The sequence below is a fragment of the Finegoldia magna genome, assembly GCF_002243175.1.
GTDB classification, from domain to species: domain Bacteria; phylum Bacillota; class Clostridia; order Tissierellales; family Peptoniphilaceae; genus Finegoldia; species Finegoldia magna_J.
Map to the genome: position 1 here is coordinate 99354 of NZ_NDYF01000009.1, position 16973 is coordinate 116326.

General features: G+C 29.9%; 20 protein-coding genes. 18 read left to right on the plus strand and 2 right to left on the minus strand.

The annotated features are described in order from the left end of the window. Positions 1 to 78: 78 nt before the first annotated feature. The 10 genes from rpsB (at position 79) to B9N53_RS02940 (ending at position 8800) form a co-directional block, all read left to right on the plus strand. The gene (gene rpsB / locus B9N53_RS02895) at positions 79 to 891 is read left to right on the plus strand and encodes a 30S ribosomal protein S2 (RefSeq protein ID WP_094203599.1); all 813 of its coding nucleotides are present in this window, start codon (positions 79 to 81) and stop codon (positions 889 to 891) included. 78 nt (positions 892 to 969) lie between these two features. After that, a complete protein-coding gene (gene tsf, locus B9N53_RS02900) occupies positions 970 to 1644 on the plus strand; it encodes a translation elongation factor Ts (protein ID WP_094203600.1) in 675 nt (224 codons plus the stop codon). A gap of 122 nt (positions 1645 to 1766) precedes the next feature. Continuing rightward, on the plus strand, positions 1767 to 2486 hold the full coding sequence (gene pyrH, locus B9N53_RS02905) for a UMP kinase (protein ID WP_094203601.1): 720 nt from the start codon (positions 1767 to 1769) through the stop codon (positions 2484 to 2486). Beyond that, on the plus strand, positions 2479 to 3036 hold the full coding sequence (gene frr, locus B9N53_RS02910; protein ID WP_094203602.1) for a ribosome recycling factor: 558 nt from the start codon (positions 2479 to 2481) through the stop codon (positions 3034 to 3036). The genes pyrH and frr overlap by 8 nt, the downstream gene beginning before the upstream one ends. A gap of 230 nt (positions 3037 to 3266) precedes the next feature. Further along, positions 3267 to 5018, plus strand: coding sequence for a C40 family peptidase (locus B9N53_RS02915; RefSeq protein ID WP_094203603.1), 1752 nt, complete (start codon positions 3267 to 3269; stop codon positions 5016 to 5018). Positions 5019 to 5117: 99 nt separating this feature from the next. Then, positions 5118 to 5756 carry a helix-hairpin-helix domain-containing protein gene (locus B9N53_RS02920; protein WP_094203604.1) on the plus strand — a complete coding sequence of 213 codons (639 nt, stop codon included), beginning with the start codon at positions 5118 to 5120 and terminating at the stop codon, positions 5754 to 5756. Between the two features lie 12 nt (positions 5757 to 5768). Beyond that, positions 5769 to 6833: a selenide, water dikinase SelD gene (gene selD / locus B9N53_RS02925; protein ID WP_002836350.1), complete on the plus strand. Its 1065-nt coding sequence runs from the start codon at positions 5769 to 5771 to the stop codon at positions 6831 to 6833. Positions 6834 to 6841: 8 nt separating this feature from the next. Beyond that, the gene (locus B9N53_RS02930; RefSeq protein WP_094203605.1) at positions 6842 to 7540 is read left to right on the plus strand and encodes a response regulator transcription factor; all 699 of its coding nucleotides are present in this window, start codon (positions 6842 to 6844) and stop codon (positions 7538 to 7540) included. Positions 7541 to 7581: 41 nt separating this feature from the next. Beyond that, positions 7582 to 8166, plus strand: a complete 585-nt coding sequence (locus tag B9N53_RS02935) for a peptidylprolyl isomerase (RefSeq protein WP_094203606.1) — start codon at positions 7582 to 7584, stop codon at positions 8164 to 8166. Between the two features lies 1 nt (position 8167). Beyond that, positions 8168 to 8800: a thymidine kinase gene (locus tag B9N53_RS02940; RefSeq protein WP_094203607.1), complete on the plus strand. Its 633-nt coding sequence runs from the start codon at positions 8168 to 8170 to the stop codon at positions 8798 to 8800. A gap of 21 nt (positions 8801 to 8821) precedes the next feature. On the opposite strand, the gene B9N53_RS02945 is transcribed toward B9N53_RS02940, so the two are convergent. Both B9N53_RS02945 and rodA read right to left on the minus strand, forming a co-directional pair. Beyond that, complete coding sequence (locus tag B9N53_RS02945) at positions 8822 to 9292, minus strand: S-ribosylhomocysteine lyase (protein ID WP_094203608.1); 471 nt, start codon at positions 9290 to 9292, stop codon at positions 8822 to 8824. A gap of 8 nt (positions 9293 to 9300) precedes the next feature. Next, positions 9301 to 10404, minus strand: coding sequence for a rod shape-determining protein RodA (gene rodA, locus B9N53_RS02950; RefSeq protein WP_094203609.1), 1104 nt, complete (start codon positions 10402 to 10404; stop codon positions 9301 to 9303). Between the two features lie 73 nt (positions 10405 to 10477). On the opposite strand from rodA, the gene B9N53_RS02955 reads away from it, so the two are divergent. From B9N53_RS02955 to B9N53_RS02990, 8 genes are all read left to right on the plus strand, one after another. Further along, entirely contained in the window at positions 10478 to 11311 is an 834-nt protein-coding gene (locus tag B9N53_RS02955; RefSeq protein ID WP_094203610.1) for a deoxyribonuclease IV, read from the plus strand. Then, positions 11292 to 11918 (plus strand): endonuclease III, encoded by a 627-nt coding sequence (gene nth / locus B9N53_RS02960; RefSeq protein WP_094203611.1) that lies wholly within the window; start codon positions 11292 to 11294, stop codon positions 11916 to 11918. Before B9N53_RS02955 ends, nth begins: the two co-directional genes overlap by 20 nt. Before the next feature lie 68 nt (positions 11919 to 11986). Further along, on the plus strand, positions 11987 to 12907 hold the full coding sequence (gene pyrB, locus B9N53_RS02965; protein ID WP_002836362.1) for an aspartate carbamoyltransferase: 921 nt from the start codon (positions 11987 to 11989) through the stop codon (positions 12905 to 12907). Further along, complete coding sequence (locus B9N53_RS02970) at positions 12907 to 13335, plus strand: aspartate carbamoyltransferase regulatory subunit (RefSeq protein WP_002836363.1); 429 nt, start codon at positions 12907 to 12909, stop codon at positions 13333 to 13335. Before pyrB ends, B9N53_RS02970 begins: the two co-directional genes overlap by 1 nt. Further along, the gene (locus tag B9N53_RS02975; RefSeq protein ID WP_094203612.1) at positions 13335 to 14531 is read left to right on the plus strand and encodes a dihydroorotase; all 1197 of its coding nucleotides are present in this window, start codon (positions 13335 to 13337) and stop codon (positions 14529 to 14531) included. The genes B9N53_RS02970 and B9N53_RS02975 overlap by 1 nt, the downstream gene beginning before the upstream one ends. After that, entirely contained in the window at positions 14518 to 15369 is an 852-nt protein-coding gene (gene pyrF / locus B9N53_RS02980; RefSeq protein ID WP_094203613.1) for an orotidine-5'-phosphate decarboxylase, read from the plus strand. Before B9N53_RS02975 ends, pyrF begins: the two co-directional genes overlap by 14 nt. Then, a complete protein-coding gene (locus tag B9N53_RS02985) occupies positions 15362 to 16078 on the plus strand; it encodes a dihydroorotate dehydrogenase electron transfer subunit (RefSeq protein ID WP_094203614.1) in 717 nt (238 codons plus the stop codon). Before pyrF ends, B9N53_RS02985 begins: the two co-directional genes overlap by 8 nt. Further along, complete coding sequence (locus B9N53_RS02990) at positions 16071 to 16967, plus strand: dihydroorotate dehydrogenase (protein ID WP_094203615.1); 897 nt, start codon at positions 16071 to 16073, stop codon at positions 16965 to 16967. The genes B9N53_RS02985 and B9N53_RS02990 overlap by 8 nt, the downstream gene beginning before the upstream one ends. Positions 16968 to 16973: the final 6 nt, after the last annotated feature.

Sequence of the window (16973 nt, forward strand, 5' to 3'; positions counted from 1 at the left end):
GTCGATGATACAGATGCAGTTGCTTAATTGTCGCATTTGTAGATGAGTCGTCTGGAGGAAAAAAACGGAGGTAGAAAAATGTCAGTAGTATCAATGAAATCATTGTTAGAAGCTGGGGTTCACTTTGGACATCAAACAAGAAGATGGAACCCAAAAATGTCAAAATTTATATTTACAGAAAGAAATGGAATCTATATTATAGATCTTCAAAAAACTGTAAAACAAATTGATGATGCTTACAATTATGTAAGAGACATCGTTGCAGATGGTGGGGAAGTTCTTTTCGTGGGAACAAAAAAACAAGCTCAAGAAGCAATCGAAACAGAAGCTAAAAGATGTGGACAACATTATGTAAGCCAAAGATGGTTAGGTGGTATGTTAACAAACTACAAAACTATCAAAACAAGAATTAATAGACTTCACCAATTATATGAAATGGAAGAAGATGGAACTTTCGATCTTTTACCTAAAAAAGAAGTTAGCCAATTAGAAAGAGAAAGAGAAAAACTAGAAAAAAACCTTGGTGGTATTAGAAAAATGACAAAAATGCCAAGTGTACTTTTTGTAGTCGATCCTAAAAAAGAATACATTGCTGTTCACGAAGCAAAAATATTAGGAATACCAGTTGTAGGTATCGTAGATACTAACTGTGATCCAGACGAATTGGATATTGCTATTCCTGGTAACGATGATGCAATTAGAGCGGTTAAGCTTTTAACTTCTACAATTGCTGATGCTGTTATTGAAGCAAATCAAGGTCGTGAAGATTCAGAAGAAGTTTATTCTGAAACTGAAAATGATACAGAAGAATCTGAAAATGAAGAATCAGTATCAGAAGAAGATTTAAAAGAATTTGTTGAAAATTCTGAAGAACAATCAGACGAAGAATAATAAAAAATAAGCGACGGTTAAACTGAAAATTGAATAATTGTTTGACAGTCGCTTTTTAATTTAATTGGAGGTAATAAAATGGCACAAATTACTGCTAGTATGGTAAAAGAATTAAGAGAAAAAACTGGCGCAGGAATGATGGACTGTAAAAAAGTCCTATCTGAAGCAGATGGAAATATTGAAAAAGCAATTGACATTTTGAGAGAAAAAGGACTTGCAGGAGCAGAAAAAAAAGCTGGAAGATTGGCATCTGAAGGTATTGTTGAAACTTATATTCATGGTGGGAAAATTGCTGCTATTGTTGAAATCAATAGTGAAACAGATTTCGTTGCAAAAAATGAAGAATTCAAAAACTTCGCAAAAGATATAGCAATGCAAGTTGTAGCATCAAATCCGAAATATGTAAGTCGTGATGAAGTACCAGCTGAAGAAGTAGAAAAAGAAAAAGAAGTATTAGTTCATCAAGCTATGAATGAAAACGATGGAAAAAATATTCCTGAAGACAAAGCAAAAATGATTGCTGAAAAGAAAGTTGAAGGAAGAATTAACAAATTCTACTCACAAATTTGTCTATTAGAACAACCATTTATTAAAGATCCTAATAAATCTGTAGAAGAATTATTAACAGATTTAATTGCAAAAATAGGTGAAAACATTAAAATTCGTAGATTTTCTAGATTTGAAGTTGGCGAAGGTTTAGAAAAGAAAAACGAAGATTTTGCTGAAGAAGTAAAAAAACAAATGGGTCAATAAAAATTATTGCTGCAATTTCATATTGCAGCTTTTTTTTATTTTACATAATATCATATTGATTTTAAAATGCTAATTTGGTATGATTAATTAAAGAAAACCTTATTATTAATTAGGAGGAAATTTTGAGTTTAAAATATAAAAGAGTTCTACTAAAATTAAGTGGTGAAGCTTTAAGTGGTGATCAAGGACATGGATTAGACGATGATATTATAGAAAATATCTGCGATTCTATAAAAGCCGTTCACGAGGAAGGATTGGAAATTGCAATTGTTGTAGGTGGTGGAAATTTCTGGAGAGGAAGATCATCTAAAATTGATAGAGCCACATCGGACTCAATGGGCATGTTAGGAACGACAATCAATGCTTTGAGATTGCAGGCATCATTAGAAGCAAAAGGTATTCAAACACGTGTACAAACAGCAATAGATATGAAACAAGTTGCAGAACCTTATATTAGAAGAAGAGCAATTAGGCATATTGAAAAAGGTAGAATTGTAATTTTTGCTGCTGGAACAGGTTTACCATATTTTTCTACAGATACAACAGCTGCATTAAGAGCGGTAGAAATTAATGCTGATGTTATTTTAGCAGGGAAAAGAGGAACAGATGGTATATACGATTCTGATCCTAATAAAAATAAAGATGCAATTAAATACGATAAACTTACTTATATCGATATTTTGAACAAAGGCTTAGGCATAATGGATGCAACAGCGACATCACTTTGCATGGAAAACAATATGGGATTAGTTGTATTTGGTATTGATGATCCTAAAAATATAATTAGAGTTTCTCATGGAGAAAATATTGGAACAATTGTTGAGGGGGATAAAAATGAGTAAACAAATTTTAAAAGATATGGAAGCAAAAGCGGATAAAACATTACATGCATTAAGGGAAGAATTAAAAACAGTAAGAGCTGGACGTGCGAATCCTAGCATATTAGATAATATTATGGTAGATTATTATGGTACTTCAACACCTTTAAAACAAGTTGCTACTATTTCTGCTCCAGAGGCTAGATTACTTACAATTCAACCATGGGATAAATCAATAATGAAAGAAATTGAAAAGCAAATTCAAGCATCTAACTTAGGAATTACTCCTTCAAATGATGGTAGTATTATCAGATTACCATTTCCACAATTAACTGAAGATAGAAGAAAAGAATTGACAAAAGTAGTAAAGGAATATGGCGAAAAATCTAAAGTCACTATAAGATCTATAAGAAGAGATTTTGTTGACGATGCAAAAAAAATGGAAAAGAATGCTGAAATATCTGAAGATGAATTACACGTATTATTAGATGATATTCAAACTTTAACAGATAAGTTGACGAAAGAAATTGATAATATTGTTACAGATAAAGAAACAGAATTAATGGAAATCTAAATCGTAATATTTAATTTAAAATCTATTCAGAATATGAATAGATTTTTTGTTGCATGTAAATTCTTTTATTAAAATAATCTATATAAAAGTAGGAGGAATCGAAAATTATGACAAAAATGTTACAATTATTACTTTTTTGAAACTTATTTGTAACTTTTTTGTTGAATTTACTTGACATATTTTTTTTATTCTTTTAATATTATCTTAGGATGTATTAGGAGGAAGTTAATATGAACAAAAAAGGACTTGGCCTATCTATCGGATTGGCTTCAGTCATAGCTGTAGGAACTTTTGTATCGCCTTATTTAAGTTCCACAACTTTAATAGGAGACAATAATATTGAGTCTAATCAATCAAATGATTCAAAATATTCAGTTGCAATAAAAAGCAATGATGAATTGACTCCAAATGCTGAAAAAGAAGAAAAAGAGAAAGCTCTTAATGAAATAAGAAACTCACAAGTAAGAAACGTATTAAATGATTCCACAAGAACTATATCTAAAGAATCTAAAGAAGAAATTAATTCTGAAGTAAAAGAAGTTAAAGCGAATAAACAAGAATTAAAGACTTCTGCTGAAAATAACGTTTCTACATATAAACAAAATAGTGAAAAAGTAGATACAAAAAAAGATGAAGCTAAAAAAGTAGAATTATCTACTGCAAATGTTGGAAAAATTTCAAAAGATAATGAGAATTCAAAATCTAGCTTAAAAAAAGAAAAATCTGAAGTCGCTTCATTAACTCTTTCAAGAAACTCTGAAAATGAAGAAGAAAAGATTTATTCAAATATAACAAAATCTACGACAGGTGATTTATTTGTAAGAGAAAAAGCAGATAAAGAATCTGAGGCAATAGGTGTTTTACCAAAAGATACTAAAGTTGTTGTTAAAGATGATAGCAATAAATCGTGGGCAAAAATAAGCTATAAAAACAAAGAAGCATACGTAAGTAAAGACTTCTTGACGAATGAAAAATCAAATAAAAAAGTAGTTTCTGAAGCTAAAAAACAAGTTTCAAAAAATAATCCTGAAGTTAATAAAGTAAAATCAAATTCTGCTGAAAAGTCAGTAGATATGTGGGTAAAATCTCCAGTTTATATAAGAAGTGAAAAATCAATCAGCTCTAATAAACTAGGTGTATTAGAGAAAAACGCTAAAGTACAAGGTGTAGTTGAAGATGGATGGTTCAAAACTTCTGTAAATGGAAATAATGGTTTTATTAGTATTAAATACTTGCAAAATAGTAAAATTGAAGAAAAGCAAAATGATAAACTTCAAATTTCAGAAGCAAAGAAGAAAGAACAAGTAAATAAATCAAATTCCACTAAATTTGAAGGAACTAACTATACTGGATATGTAAAAGAATCTGTTAATGTTAGGGATAAAGACAGTATGGATTCTAATGTAGTTTCAGTATTGAAAAAAGGTACTAAAGTTAGTGGCATCAAAGGAAATTATTGGTTAAAACTTTCTGAAGGAAGATATGTTTCTGTAAATTATATTCAAGACAGTAAAGTTGAATCAAACCAAACAAAAAACACAGAAGTTAAAGATTCTTACAAAAAAGATTCTAACTCTAAGGTTGTAAGATCAAATGAGGGTGGTTCTGGCAGTGCTGTAGCTCAAGCAGCTTATAATTATTTGGGAGAAAGATATGTTTGGGGTTCTGCACAACCAGGAGTAGGATTTGATTGCTCTGGATTAACTAGTTATTTATATAATAAAGTTTGCGGAATTTCTCTTTATAGAAATTCAGCTGCACAATCAAATAATGGATATCCTGTAAGTAAAAGCAATTTGAAACAAGGAGATTTGTTATTCTTTAGTACAAATGGTTCAGGAAGTATTTCTCACGTTGGGATTTATGTTGGTAATGGCAAAATGATTCATGCTTCTACACCATCAACAGGTGTAATTATTTCAGATATTGACTCAAACTATTACTCAAATACATTTGTAACAGCAAGAAGAATCTTAAACTAAAATCATAAGCTATTGGCATTTGATGCCAGTAGCTTTTTTTATTAGACGAATTGCTTGTGCATATGATATTATAGAGTATATAGATATAAGAGGCGCACTATGAATTTCAATTTTTCTAAAGATAAAATTTTAATTGGTATAGCAATAATTCTTTTAGCTGGTTTTGGTTACTATAAATCTAATTCAGATAATTTGAATGACAATCAAATTCAAGCTTTTGTTGATACAAAATCAACAGAAAGCGTAAATAAGCAGTCTGAAAATAGTGCACCAAACAGCGAAGATAATTCTACTAAGATGTGTCAAATAGATGGTTGTGTAAACAAACCTGGTGTCTATCATTTTAAAAAAGATGATAGAATTAAAGATATCGTTGAATTAGCTGGTGGATTTAAACAAGATGCGGATACGAAAAGTGTAAATTTGGCGATGAAGCTAAAAGATGAGATGAAGATCTATATTCCTTCTAAATCAGAAACTTCAAAAGAGCAAAACAATGATACACAAAGCTCTGATATAGTTACTATAAAAGATAGTAACTATAGTAATCTTGTAAATATTAACACTGCTGATAGTAATAAATTGCAAACATTACCAGGTATTGGACCTTCCAAAGCTAAAAAAATAATAGAATTTAGAGAAAAAAATCAATTTAAAAAAATTGAAGAAATAAAAAATGTGGATGGAATTGGCGATAAAACTTTTGAATCATTGAAAAGTTTAATAACTATAGATTAAAGGAGATAAAAAATGTTAGACAAAAAGTACAAAACAATTAAACCAGAAGATGTCAAATTAACTGAGTTTACTCAAACAGCTGGATGTGCAGCAAAGATAGGACCTGGTAAATTAGCTGAGGTATTAAGTCACCTTGAAAAAGTAAATGACGATAATCTTGTAGTAGGATTAGATACAAGCGATGATTGTGCTGTTTATAAAGTAAGAGATGATTTATGTTTAATTCAATCTCTAGACTTCTTTACACCGGTTGTTAATGACCCATATACATTTGGTCAAGTAGCTGCGGCAAACTCTTTAAGTGATTTATATGCCATGGGTTCAGATCCATTGTTAGCTTTAAATATTGTTTGTTTTTCTGATTGTATGAATCAAGATATTTTAGTTGAAATTTTAAAAGGTGGTGCTGATAAGGCTAAAGAAGCAGGATGTCTGTTAGTTGGTGGTCATACAATTCAAGATGATGAACCTAAATATGGATTGTCTGTGACAGGAATCAATCATCCAGATAAAGTTTGGGCCAACTCTACAGCTAAAGTAGGTGACGTAGTTGTATTAACTAAAAAATTAGGTGTAGGAATTGTAAATACTGCTATAAAAGGTGGAATGGACAATCAAAAATTATTTGATGAAGTTATCAAATCTATGTCTACATTGAATAAATACGCTAAGGAAGCATGTGATGGACTAGAAGTTCATGCTGCTACTGATGTAACAGGATTTGGTTTGTGTGGTCATGCACTTGAAATGGCTAAGGGATCTGATTTAACAATAGAAATTGATTCACAAAACTTACCTATTTTCGAAGGAGTAGAAGAATTCGTTAACTTAGGATTAGTTCCAAAAGGAGCTTACGATAACAGAAATTTTATCAGAAATGATGTAAAAATCAGCAAAAATGTTAGCAGCTTCATAGATGATTTGGTATTTGATCCTCAAACATCAGGTGGATTATTAATTGCATTATCTAAGGAAGATGCTGATAAACTTGTAGAAAAACTACATGAATCTGGCCAAGTTGGAAATATAATAGGAAGAGTAAAGGAAAAAACAGATCACTTTATTGAAGTAATCTAATCAATCTTATGAAACTTAGAATTCTGTTAGTTTTTCCATCTAATGTATATAAAGATGAGATCATTTTGAATTTTTCTAATGATGAAAATTATGAAGTTTCAGAATGTTCTACAATTGAAGATGCACTTGAAAAATTAAAAAAAGGTTACTATGATTTTTTGCTTTGTGATATGAATTTTTCGGATGGTACGGGCTTAGATTTCAAAAAAGAAATCAGCAAACTATATTCTATTCCGACGATTTTTGTTAGTGACGAATCAGATGATATGAAAAAAATCTTAGCGTTAGAATATGGCGCAGATGATTATGTAGTTTATCCATTTAATATGCTTGAATTGAAAGCAAGAATTAGAGCAGTTCTAAGAAGAACAAAATCAGACTTAGTAAATGATAGTAATAAAACAAATATTTTACAAATCGGTGAATTTGAATTTAATTTAATATCAAGAACTGTAAAAAGATATGGTCAAGATATAGAATTAACAGGAAGAGAATTTGAATTGTTATATGTACTTGTTTCTAATAAAGATAAGGTTCTTTCAAGAAAAGAATTGGCTGCGAAATTATGGGAAGATGCACAATCTCATATCAGGACTGTTGATGTTCACATTAAAAGATTGAGAGAAAAAATCAAAGACAACGAATCATTAATAATTAGAACAAAATGGGGAGAAGGATATTACTTCTCATCAAATACAAAAGTTTAAACTGCTTTTAAAAAAGCAGTTTAATTATTTATGGAGGAAATATGTATCAAACAGATATACCAAAAAAAGATCAATTAATGGCAAATATAATCACAAACGTGGGAGAAATAAAAATTTGTTTGTTTGAAAATGATGCTCCAAATTGTGTGGAAAATTTTGTAACTCATGCACAAAAAGGATATTATGATGGAACTATTTTTCATAGAGTCATTAAAGATTTTATGATCCAAGGAGGAGATCCACAAGGAACAGGCTATGGCGGAGAAAGTATTTGGAAAAGGCCTTTTGAAGATGAATTTTCGGATAATTTAAAAAATATAAGAGGAGCATTATCTATGGCTAATTCTGGACCAAACACTAATGGATCTCAATTTTTTATCGTTCAAAACACTTCAATTAGAGAAGATTATATTAAATATCTTGACGAATGTGATTTGAACGAAGAACAAAAAGAATACTATAAAAATAATGGTGGTTGTTTTTGGTTAGATGGAAAACATTCTGTATTTGGTCAGGTTTATAGCGGGATGGACATAGTAGATAAGATTTCTAATGTAGATACTGATTTTTCAGATAAACCGTTAGACGATATTATAATTAAATCAATAGAAATTTCAAGGAATTAGTATGCATCAATATAGAGGTAAATTAATAGTGCATACTGGTTCTATGTTTTCCGGAAAAACATCTAGTCTTTGGAAAGAAGTGAATAGGTTTAAAATCGCTAAGTACAATGTAGTCGTGTTTAAACCAAAGATGGATTCCAGATATTCTAAGGAAAAAGTAGTAACACATGATAAAAACGAAATTGAAGCAATAAATGTCGATAATATTGACGATATAGTTGAATACACAAAAACTCATGACGTAAATGTCATTGCTATAGATGAAGTGCAGTTTATTAATTCAAAAGCAGATCATTTTGTAAGACAAATAAATTATCTTTTGGAAAAAGGATTTACAATTATTGCTGCTGGGCTTGACATGGACTATAAAGCCAAGCCATTTCAACTTGTTAAGGAGTTATTGCCTATATGTGATTACGTTGAAAAACACCACGCAGTGTGCGCTGTGTGTGGAAATGATGCATGGGTAAGTTATCGTATATCAGACGATAAAAACAGAATACAGTTAGGGGCTAGTGAGGCATATATGCCATTATGTAGAAAACACTACATTGAAAAAATGAATGAAAAGAAGCTAACAGAACTACAAACAACATATTTAGATAAAGATAAAAAAAATAAAAACACAATTTAGTTATACTAAATTGTGTTTTTTCTATTCTGGATAGATTAAATTTTCTGTTTTAATAGAATTTAGAACCTTCAAGTACTTATCAGAGTAGAATTTTGCCATATTTAAATTCATATCTGAATAGTTGCCACAGTCCTTTGCTGATTGACCAGGTATATCGCCTTCGTAATTAGATATAAATTCAAAGAGTTCTTTAATTAAGTCTACGATATCTTCAGATTTTTTATCTCCGACCAAGATTAGATAAAAGCCTGTTCTACAACCCATAGGACCAAAATAAATAACTTCATTTTCAAGTTTATTTCTTAAAAATGTAGCGGCTAAATGTTCTATTGCGTGAACTTCTGCTGTATTCATAACAGGTTCTCTGTTAGGTGCAGTTATTCTCAAATCAAAAGTAGTTAATACTTCATTGTTTAAATAATCTTTTCTTGATACATAAATTCCAGGTAATAATTTTAAGTGATTAATTTTAAAACTTTCTATTTTATTCATATTTCCTCCTAAATGAAATTCAATGGGTCTTTTTGAATTGATGAAGATATAATCAATCCTATTGAAATTAAGTTGATAATTTGAAATGTTCCACCATAACTAAAAAATGGCAATGGAATACCAGTTATAGGCATTACACCAATAGTCATTCCAATATTTTCAAATATGTGGAATAAAAACATTGCTGTAAATCCAATTGTCAATAATTTTGAGTATAAATTATCTGAGTTTTGAGCAATAACCACACATCTATAAAGCATTAAGGCATATAATAAAATCAATATAAATCCACCGATAAATCCAAATTCTTCAACTAATACCGCAAAAATAAAATCTGTTTGCTTTTCAGGAATAAAATTATATTGACTTTGTACTCCATTTAAGAAACCTTCACCAGTCAATTTTCCTGATCCTATTGCTATTTTACCTTGAAGAGCTTGCCATCCAGTGTTTGATAAATCTCTTTCAGGATGAACAAAATTTAATATTCTATCTCTTTGAAACTGATCTAGTCTCAAGTATAAAAAAGGTAAACTAACTATTCCTAAGACAATTGCTCCTATTAAATATTTCCAATCAATTCCAGCTGTGAATAACATAACGATTATTATAAATGTATACACCATTGCTGTTCCTGCGTCTGGTTGTTTTAAAATTAGAGCTACAGGAATAAAAGCAAAAATTAGTATTTTTAATAAAGTTTTGGGGTTATTCAGGCTGTTCTTGTTAGATTCAATAATATTTGCAAGTGAAATAATAAGAACTATCTTCATTATTTCAGAAGGTTGAAAATTTATTGGTCCAAACTTAAACCAACTTCTTGCGCCCCATTCATCACCAACACCAAAAAATAAAACTAAAACTAGTAAAACATTGCAAATTATGTACATTGGAATGTTAAGTTTTTTTATTATGTGGTTGTCTAGTGATATTATAAAAAAAACAACAATTATTCCTATAATTGTAGCTATTAATTGTTTTCTGAAATAATGATTTGAAAGACTTGATCCAGCGCTATATAATACTACAAGACCGTAAATAATAAGTATTAAAACGCTGATAATTAGAGTTTTATCTATTTTTGATATATTTTTTTTGTTAATATTAAACATGTCTCACTTCCTCATCTAGTATTATAACATATTAAATATGAAGGTGTGATATAATAATGACTTGGAGGTAATTATGAACAGAATAGGGTGCCATTTATCTACATCAAAAGGACTTCACAAAACTATAGAACAATGCTTACAAATAAATGCTGACACTTTTCAATTCTTTCCTCGTAATCCAAGAGGATCTAAGTCTAGATTAATTCCTGATAAAGAAATAGAAAAATTTTTGGAGCTTAGGGAAACCCGTGATATAAATAATATTGTGTGTCATGGAGCATATACAATGAATTTATGTAGTGATAGAGAAGATTTAAGAGAATTGGCGATTCAGCTTATAAATGAAGATATGAAAAAAATTAAAGATTTGAAAATTGATAAGTACGTTCTTCATCCAGGAAGTCATAAAAATCAAGGAATTGAGAAAGGACTTAATTTGATTGTAGAAGGCTTGAATCAAATAGATGTTTCAAATGGTCAGATGATATGTATAGAAACTATGAGTGGAAAAGGTAGTGAACTTGGATGTGATTTAAACCAAATTGCATATATTATTAGTAATGCAAGTATTCCCTTGTATGTTTGTATAGATACTTGCCATTTATTTAGTTCTGGAATTAGACTGGATAGTTTTGATGATTATCTTGATGAATTTGATAAGTTAATTGGTATTGAGAAAATAAAAGTAATTCATTGCAATGATTCTATAATGTCATTTGGAGCAAATAAAGATAGACATGAAAAGTTTGGTAAGGGATTGATTGGAGAATCAGACCTTTTTAATGTAATCTTTAATGAAAGGTTAGAGGGCAGACCAATAATATTGGAAACGCCTAACGACTTAGATGGATATAAAATTGAAATTGAAGAATTAAGGAGAAAGTTTCATGAGTTACGAGAAAATTAATAAAATTTTGGATGATTTAGATAGCTTATATCCTAATGCAAAAGCAGGTTTAGATTTTACTACTCCGTTCGAATTATTAATTGCCACTATTTTATCAGCGCAATGTACAGATGTTAGGGTTAATAAAGTTACAGCTGTTTTATTTAAAGAGCACAATACCCCTAAAACAATATTAGACTTAGGAGTAGATGGATTAGCAAAATACATCAAAAGCTGTGGACTATACAAGACAAAATCAAAAAATATCATAAATACATGTAATGTTTTATATCATGATTACGACTCAAAAGTTCCAGATACTATTGATGAATTAATGAAATTACCAGGAGTTGGTAGAAAAACCGCAAATGTAGTTGTAAGCAATGCATTTGGAACACCAGCTATAGCTGTGGATACTCATGTTTTTAGAGTAACTAACAGAATTGGAATTGTAAATGAAAAAGACGTATTGAGTACTGAAAAGGCGTTGATGCAAGAAATACCAAGAGACAGATGGTCAAAAAGTCATCATTTATTTATTTGGCATGGCAGAAATCTATGCAAGGCTAGAAATCCAAGATGTGAAGAATGTATATTGAATGACAGATGTAAATTTTACAACTCTTAATTAAAAAAACTATTGACAGATATCTTTTTTGATGTTATTATAGTGAAAATAAATCAAAGGAGATAGTTATGTTAAAAAATAGAAATTTAATTAACGCAGATGATTTTAATGTAGAAGAGATAAACGAAATATTGAATTTAGCAGAAGAAATTATAAAGAGTCCTTCTGATTTTTCTAATTTATGTAATGGAAAAATCTTAGGGACTCTTTTTTTTGAGCCTTCAACAAGAACAAGATTAAGTTTTGAATCAGCAATACATAGATTAGGTGGAGATTGCATAGGCTTTTCAGAAAGTGCAAGTTCATCGACATCAAAGGGTGAGTCTTTGGCTGATACAATAAGAACAGTGTCAAATTATACAGATATAATTGCGATGAGAAACCCAAAAGAAGGTTCCGCAGTTTTAGCTAGTTCTTATGCAGAAGTTCCATTGATAAATGCAGGTGATGGTGGACATCAACATCCAACTCAAACTTTGACAGATTTGTTGACAATTTGGATGACTAAAAAAAGATTGGACAACATGACAATAGGATTGTGTGGAGATCTAAAATTTGGTAGAACAGTCCATTCTTTGATAAAAGCTATGTCAAGATATGAGAACAACAAGTTCGTCTTAATATCTCCTGAAGAACTTCAAGTGCCTGATTATATTAAGATATTTTTAAAATCAAAGAATATAGAATTCAAAGAAGTTGAAAAAATGGAAGATGTAATCGGTGAATTAGATGTTTTATACATGACTAGAGTTCAACGTGAAAGATTCTTCAATGAAGCAGATTATGTTAGATTGAAAGATTCATATATCTTAGATAATGATAAAATGAAATTAGCTACAGAAGATTTAGCTGTTCTTCATCCATTGCCAAGAGTAAATGAAATAGCTACAGAAGTTGATAGCGATCCAAGAGCAGTTTATTTTAAGCAAGTTAGATACGGTGTAATTGTTAGAATGGCGTTAATATTGAAATTATTAGGGGTGAGATAATGTTAAACATTAATAGTATTGAAAAAGGTATTGTAATCGATCATATCAAATGTGGAATGGGTTATAAAATATTCCAACTTTTAAAGTTAGACAAGGCTGATTATACAGTAGCATTAATCATGAATGCACAATCAGGTAAATTGGGAAGAAAAGATATGATCAAAATCGAAAATGTTATAGATATAGACTTTGATATACTTGGAGTATTCGATGATAATATGACTGTTAATATAATTGAAAATGAAAAAATAAAAGAAAAAATCAGCTTAAATTTACCAGAACATTTTGAAGGTTTTATTAAATGTAAAAATCCTAGATGTATAACTCAATCTGAAAGAAGTATCGTACAAAAATTTAGTTTAGTTGATAAGGATACTAGAACCTATAAGTGTGATTATTGTGATCACTTATATAACGTGGAGGAATAATGAAACTGCTGCTTAAAAATTGTCATATTATAGATAAAGATAAAGATATTTTTGCTGATATTTTAATAGAAAATGGTAAAATAAAAGCAATAGGAGAGATATTAGAAGAATGTGATGAAATCATTGATGTAAAGGGAAAAATTGTAATGCCAGGATTCATAGATTTGCACACTCATTTCAGATATCCCGGTCAAGAAAATAAAGAGGATTTATATACTGGTAGTCTGTCAGCTCTTGCTGGAGGCTACACAAGTTGTAATTTGATGGGAAACACTAAACCAGTTGTGGATAATAATGAAATCTACAATCAAATTATAGACAAATCAAAAGAAATTGATCTAATAAATATATATCAATGTATGGCCACAACAAAAGATTTAAAATCTATAGAAATGATTAATTTTGAAAAAGCAGATAATAATATCAAATTCTTTAGTGAAGACGGGAAAGGTATAACAGATTCTTTACTAGCCTTTAATATTTTTACGGAAATAGAAAAAATAAATAAAGGTATAATGGTACATGCAGAAGACCATAATCTAACAAAGATTTCTACAAGGTATGCAGAGGATTTAGAAACAATTAGAGATTGCTACTTAAGCTTAAAAACAGGATGTAGAGTTCATTTTTGTCACGTTAGCACTATTGACTCATTAGAAGCGATAAAATTCTACAAAGAAAAAAATGCACCAATTACTTGTGAAGTTACTCCTCATCACATATATATGAAAGATAGTGATTTTAGAGTAAATCCTTCAATAAGAACTCAAGACGATATAGATTGCATAATAAAAATGATAAAAAATAATACAGTAGATGCTATTGCAACAGATCATGCTCCTCACACTAAAGAAGATAAAGATAACGGTGCATGTGGAATGATTGGACTTGAGACAGCGTTTAATATTGCATATAAAGTGTTGCATGAAGAAAATGATATATCATTAAACAAAATATCTGAATTAATGAGTTACAATCCAGCTAAGATATTAGGAGAAAATAAAGGTGCTATAAATCCAACATACGATGCTGATCTAGTTATAATTGATATTGATAAAGAAATCAAAGTAGAAAAATTTAATTCAAAATCAAACAATTCTCCTTTTATTGGCGAAAAGTTTAGAGGCAGTATTGAGATGACAATTGTAAATGGAAAAGTTAAATTTGAGAAAGGGGCTAAAAATGATAATAGATAAGCTTTCTGAAAGAATAAACGAAAGATCCATAGTATGTGTAGGACTAGATACTAGTACAGATTATGTACCAGAAAATATGAAAAAAGGAAAGAAAGTTAGCGAATATTTATTTGATTTTAATAAGGAAATCATAGATAATACAAAAGATTTAGTAGCATGTTTTAAAGTTCAAATTGCATACTACGAAGCACATGGCATAGAAGGATTAATAGCTTACAAAAACACTCTTAAATATCTTAAAGATAATGATTTAATATCTATTGCCGATGTAAAAAGAGGAGACATTGCAAATACAGCCAAAGAATATGCAAAAGCACATCTTGAAGGTGATTTTGAAGCTGACTTTATAACAGTTAATCCATTCATGGGATATGATACTTTAGAACATTACTTACCCTATCTTGAATCAAAAGAAAAAGGAATATTTGTATTAATGAGAACATCAAATCCAGGTTCAAAAGATATTCAATATAAGGATTATAAAGGCCAACCACTATACTATGAGATAGGCGACAATTTGAATAAAATTGCCAAAGAATATATAGGACAATGTAATCTAAGTTCTTTAGGATTTGTAGTAGGTGGAACTCAAACTGAAAACGCAAATAAAATCAGAGAGAGATATGAAAATATAATGTTCTTAATTCCAGGATACGGTGCACAAGGAGCTAAACCAGAAGACATAAGAGTTTACCTTGATAACTTTAAGAAAGGAATTGTAAATTCGTCTAGAGGTATAATATTAAATTACAGAAAGTTTGATGATGGAGAAGAAAATATCGGTAAATATGCTAGAAAAGCTGTAGAAGATATGAGAAAGGATATTTACGGTGAATAAATATATCGATTCTGAAATAATATTTAATGAAGAAATTAGCGATGGAATTTTCAAATTGGTTTTAAAAGGAAAATTCCAAGGTGATCCTGGTCAATTCTATATGTTAAGAGCTTGGGATGAATCACCACTTCTTCCAAGACCACTTAGCATTTGTGATTTGGATGAAGAAAGTATAACATTTTTATATACTGTCGTAGGCAAAGGAACATCAATAATTTCTTCAATGAGAGTTGGAGAAAACATCAAAATTCTTGGCCCGTTAGGAAATGGATTTGAATTACATCCAGAAGCAAAATGTGCTATAGTTGCTGGGGGGATTGGAATCGCTCCAATGAAATATTTGTCAAGAAAATTGAAAAATGTAGATTTGTATGTTGGATATAGAAACACAACATACATGGAAGATGAGATTTTAAACAAAAACGAAACAATAATTTCCACAGAAGATGGATCAATTGGGTCAAAAGGATATATAACAGAATACGTAAAAAATGACTATGATTATATTTATGCTTGTGGTCCAAATCCTATGATGAATTCTTTAAAGAAAAGAAATCTTGATGCGACAGAATTTTACTCATTAGAAGCTCACATGGCCTGTGGAATAGGAGCGTGTTTAGGATGTACTGTTCATACAACTAATGGACTTAAAAGAGTTTGCAAAGATGGTCCTATTTTTGAGAAAAACGAGGTGATATTTGATGCTTAAAACAAACTTTTGCGGCGTTGAATTTAAAAATCCTGTTGTTGGAGCTTCGGGCACATTTGGATTTGGAAGAGAATATGAAAACTTTACAGATCTAAATAAATTAGGAGGTATCTCTACAAAAGGATTAACTATTCAACCTAAAAATGGAAATACTGGTTTAAGAATCTATGAAACACCGTCTGGAATCATGAATAGTATAGGATTACAAAATCCATCTGTTCAAGAATTCATTAATAGGGATCTGGACTATATGTTATCTTTGGACACTGTTACCATTGCAAACATTGGTGGCTCTGATATAAAAAGTTATATTGAAGCGGTTGAACTTATATCAAGCACTGATATAAAAATAATTGAGTTAAATATTTCTTGTCCAAATGTTAAAGAAGGTGGAATGGCTTTTGGGATAAAATGTGATGTAGCACAAAAAGTTGTATCGGAAGTAAGAAAGCATACTGATAAAGTTTTAATGGTAAAATTATCTCCTAATGCTAATGATATTGTAGAAATGGCAAAGACTTGTGAAGATTCTGGAGCAGATGCTCTTAGTCTTGTTAATACTTTTAATGCATTAGCTGTGGATATTAATAAAAGAAAACCTGTATTTGACAATATAACTGCCGGTCTTTCGGGACCTTGTATAAAACCTATAGCTTTAAGAATGTGTAGAGATGTATGTAAAAATGTAAAAATTCCTGTTTGTGGTATGGGTGGAATTCAAAATTACAAAGATGCATTAGAATTTATTATGGTAGGTTGTCACTTGGTTCAAGTTGGTACAGCAAATTTTGTTAATCCAAATGTTATGGTTGAAATAGCAAATGGTATGGAAAACTATTTAAAACAAAATAATTTTAAATCAATAAACGAAATAAGGAATATTATTTAGGAGGAA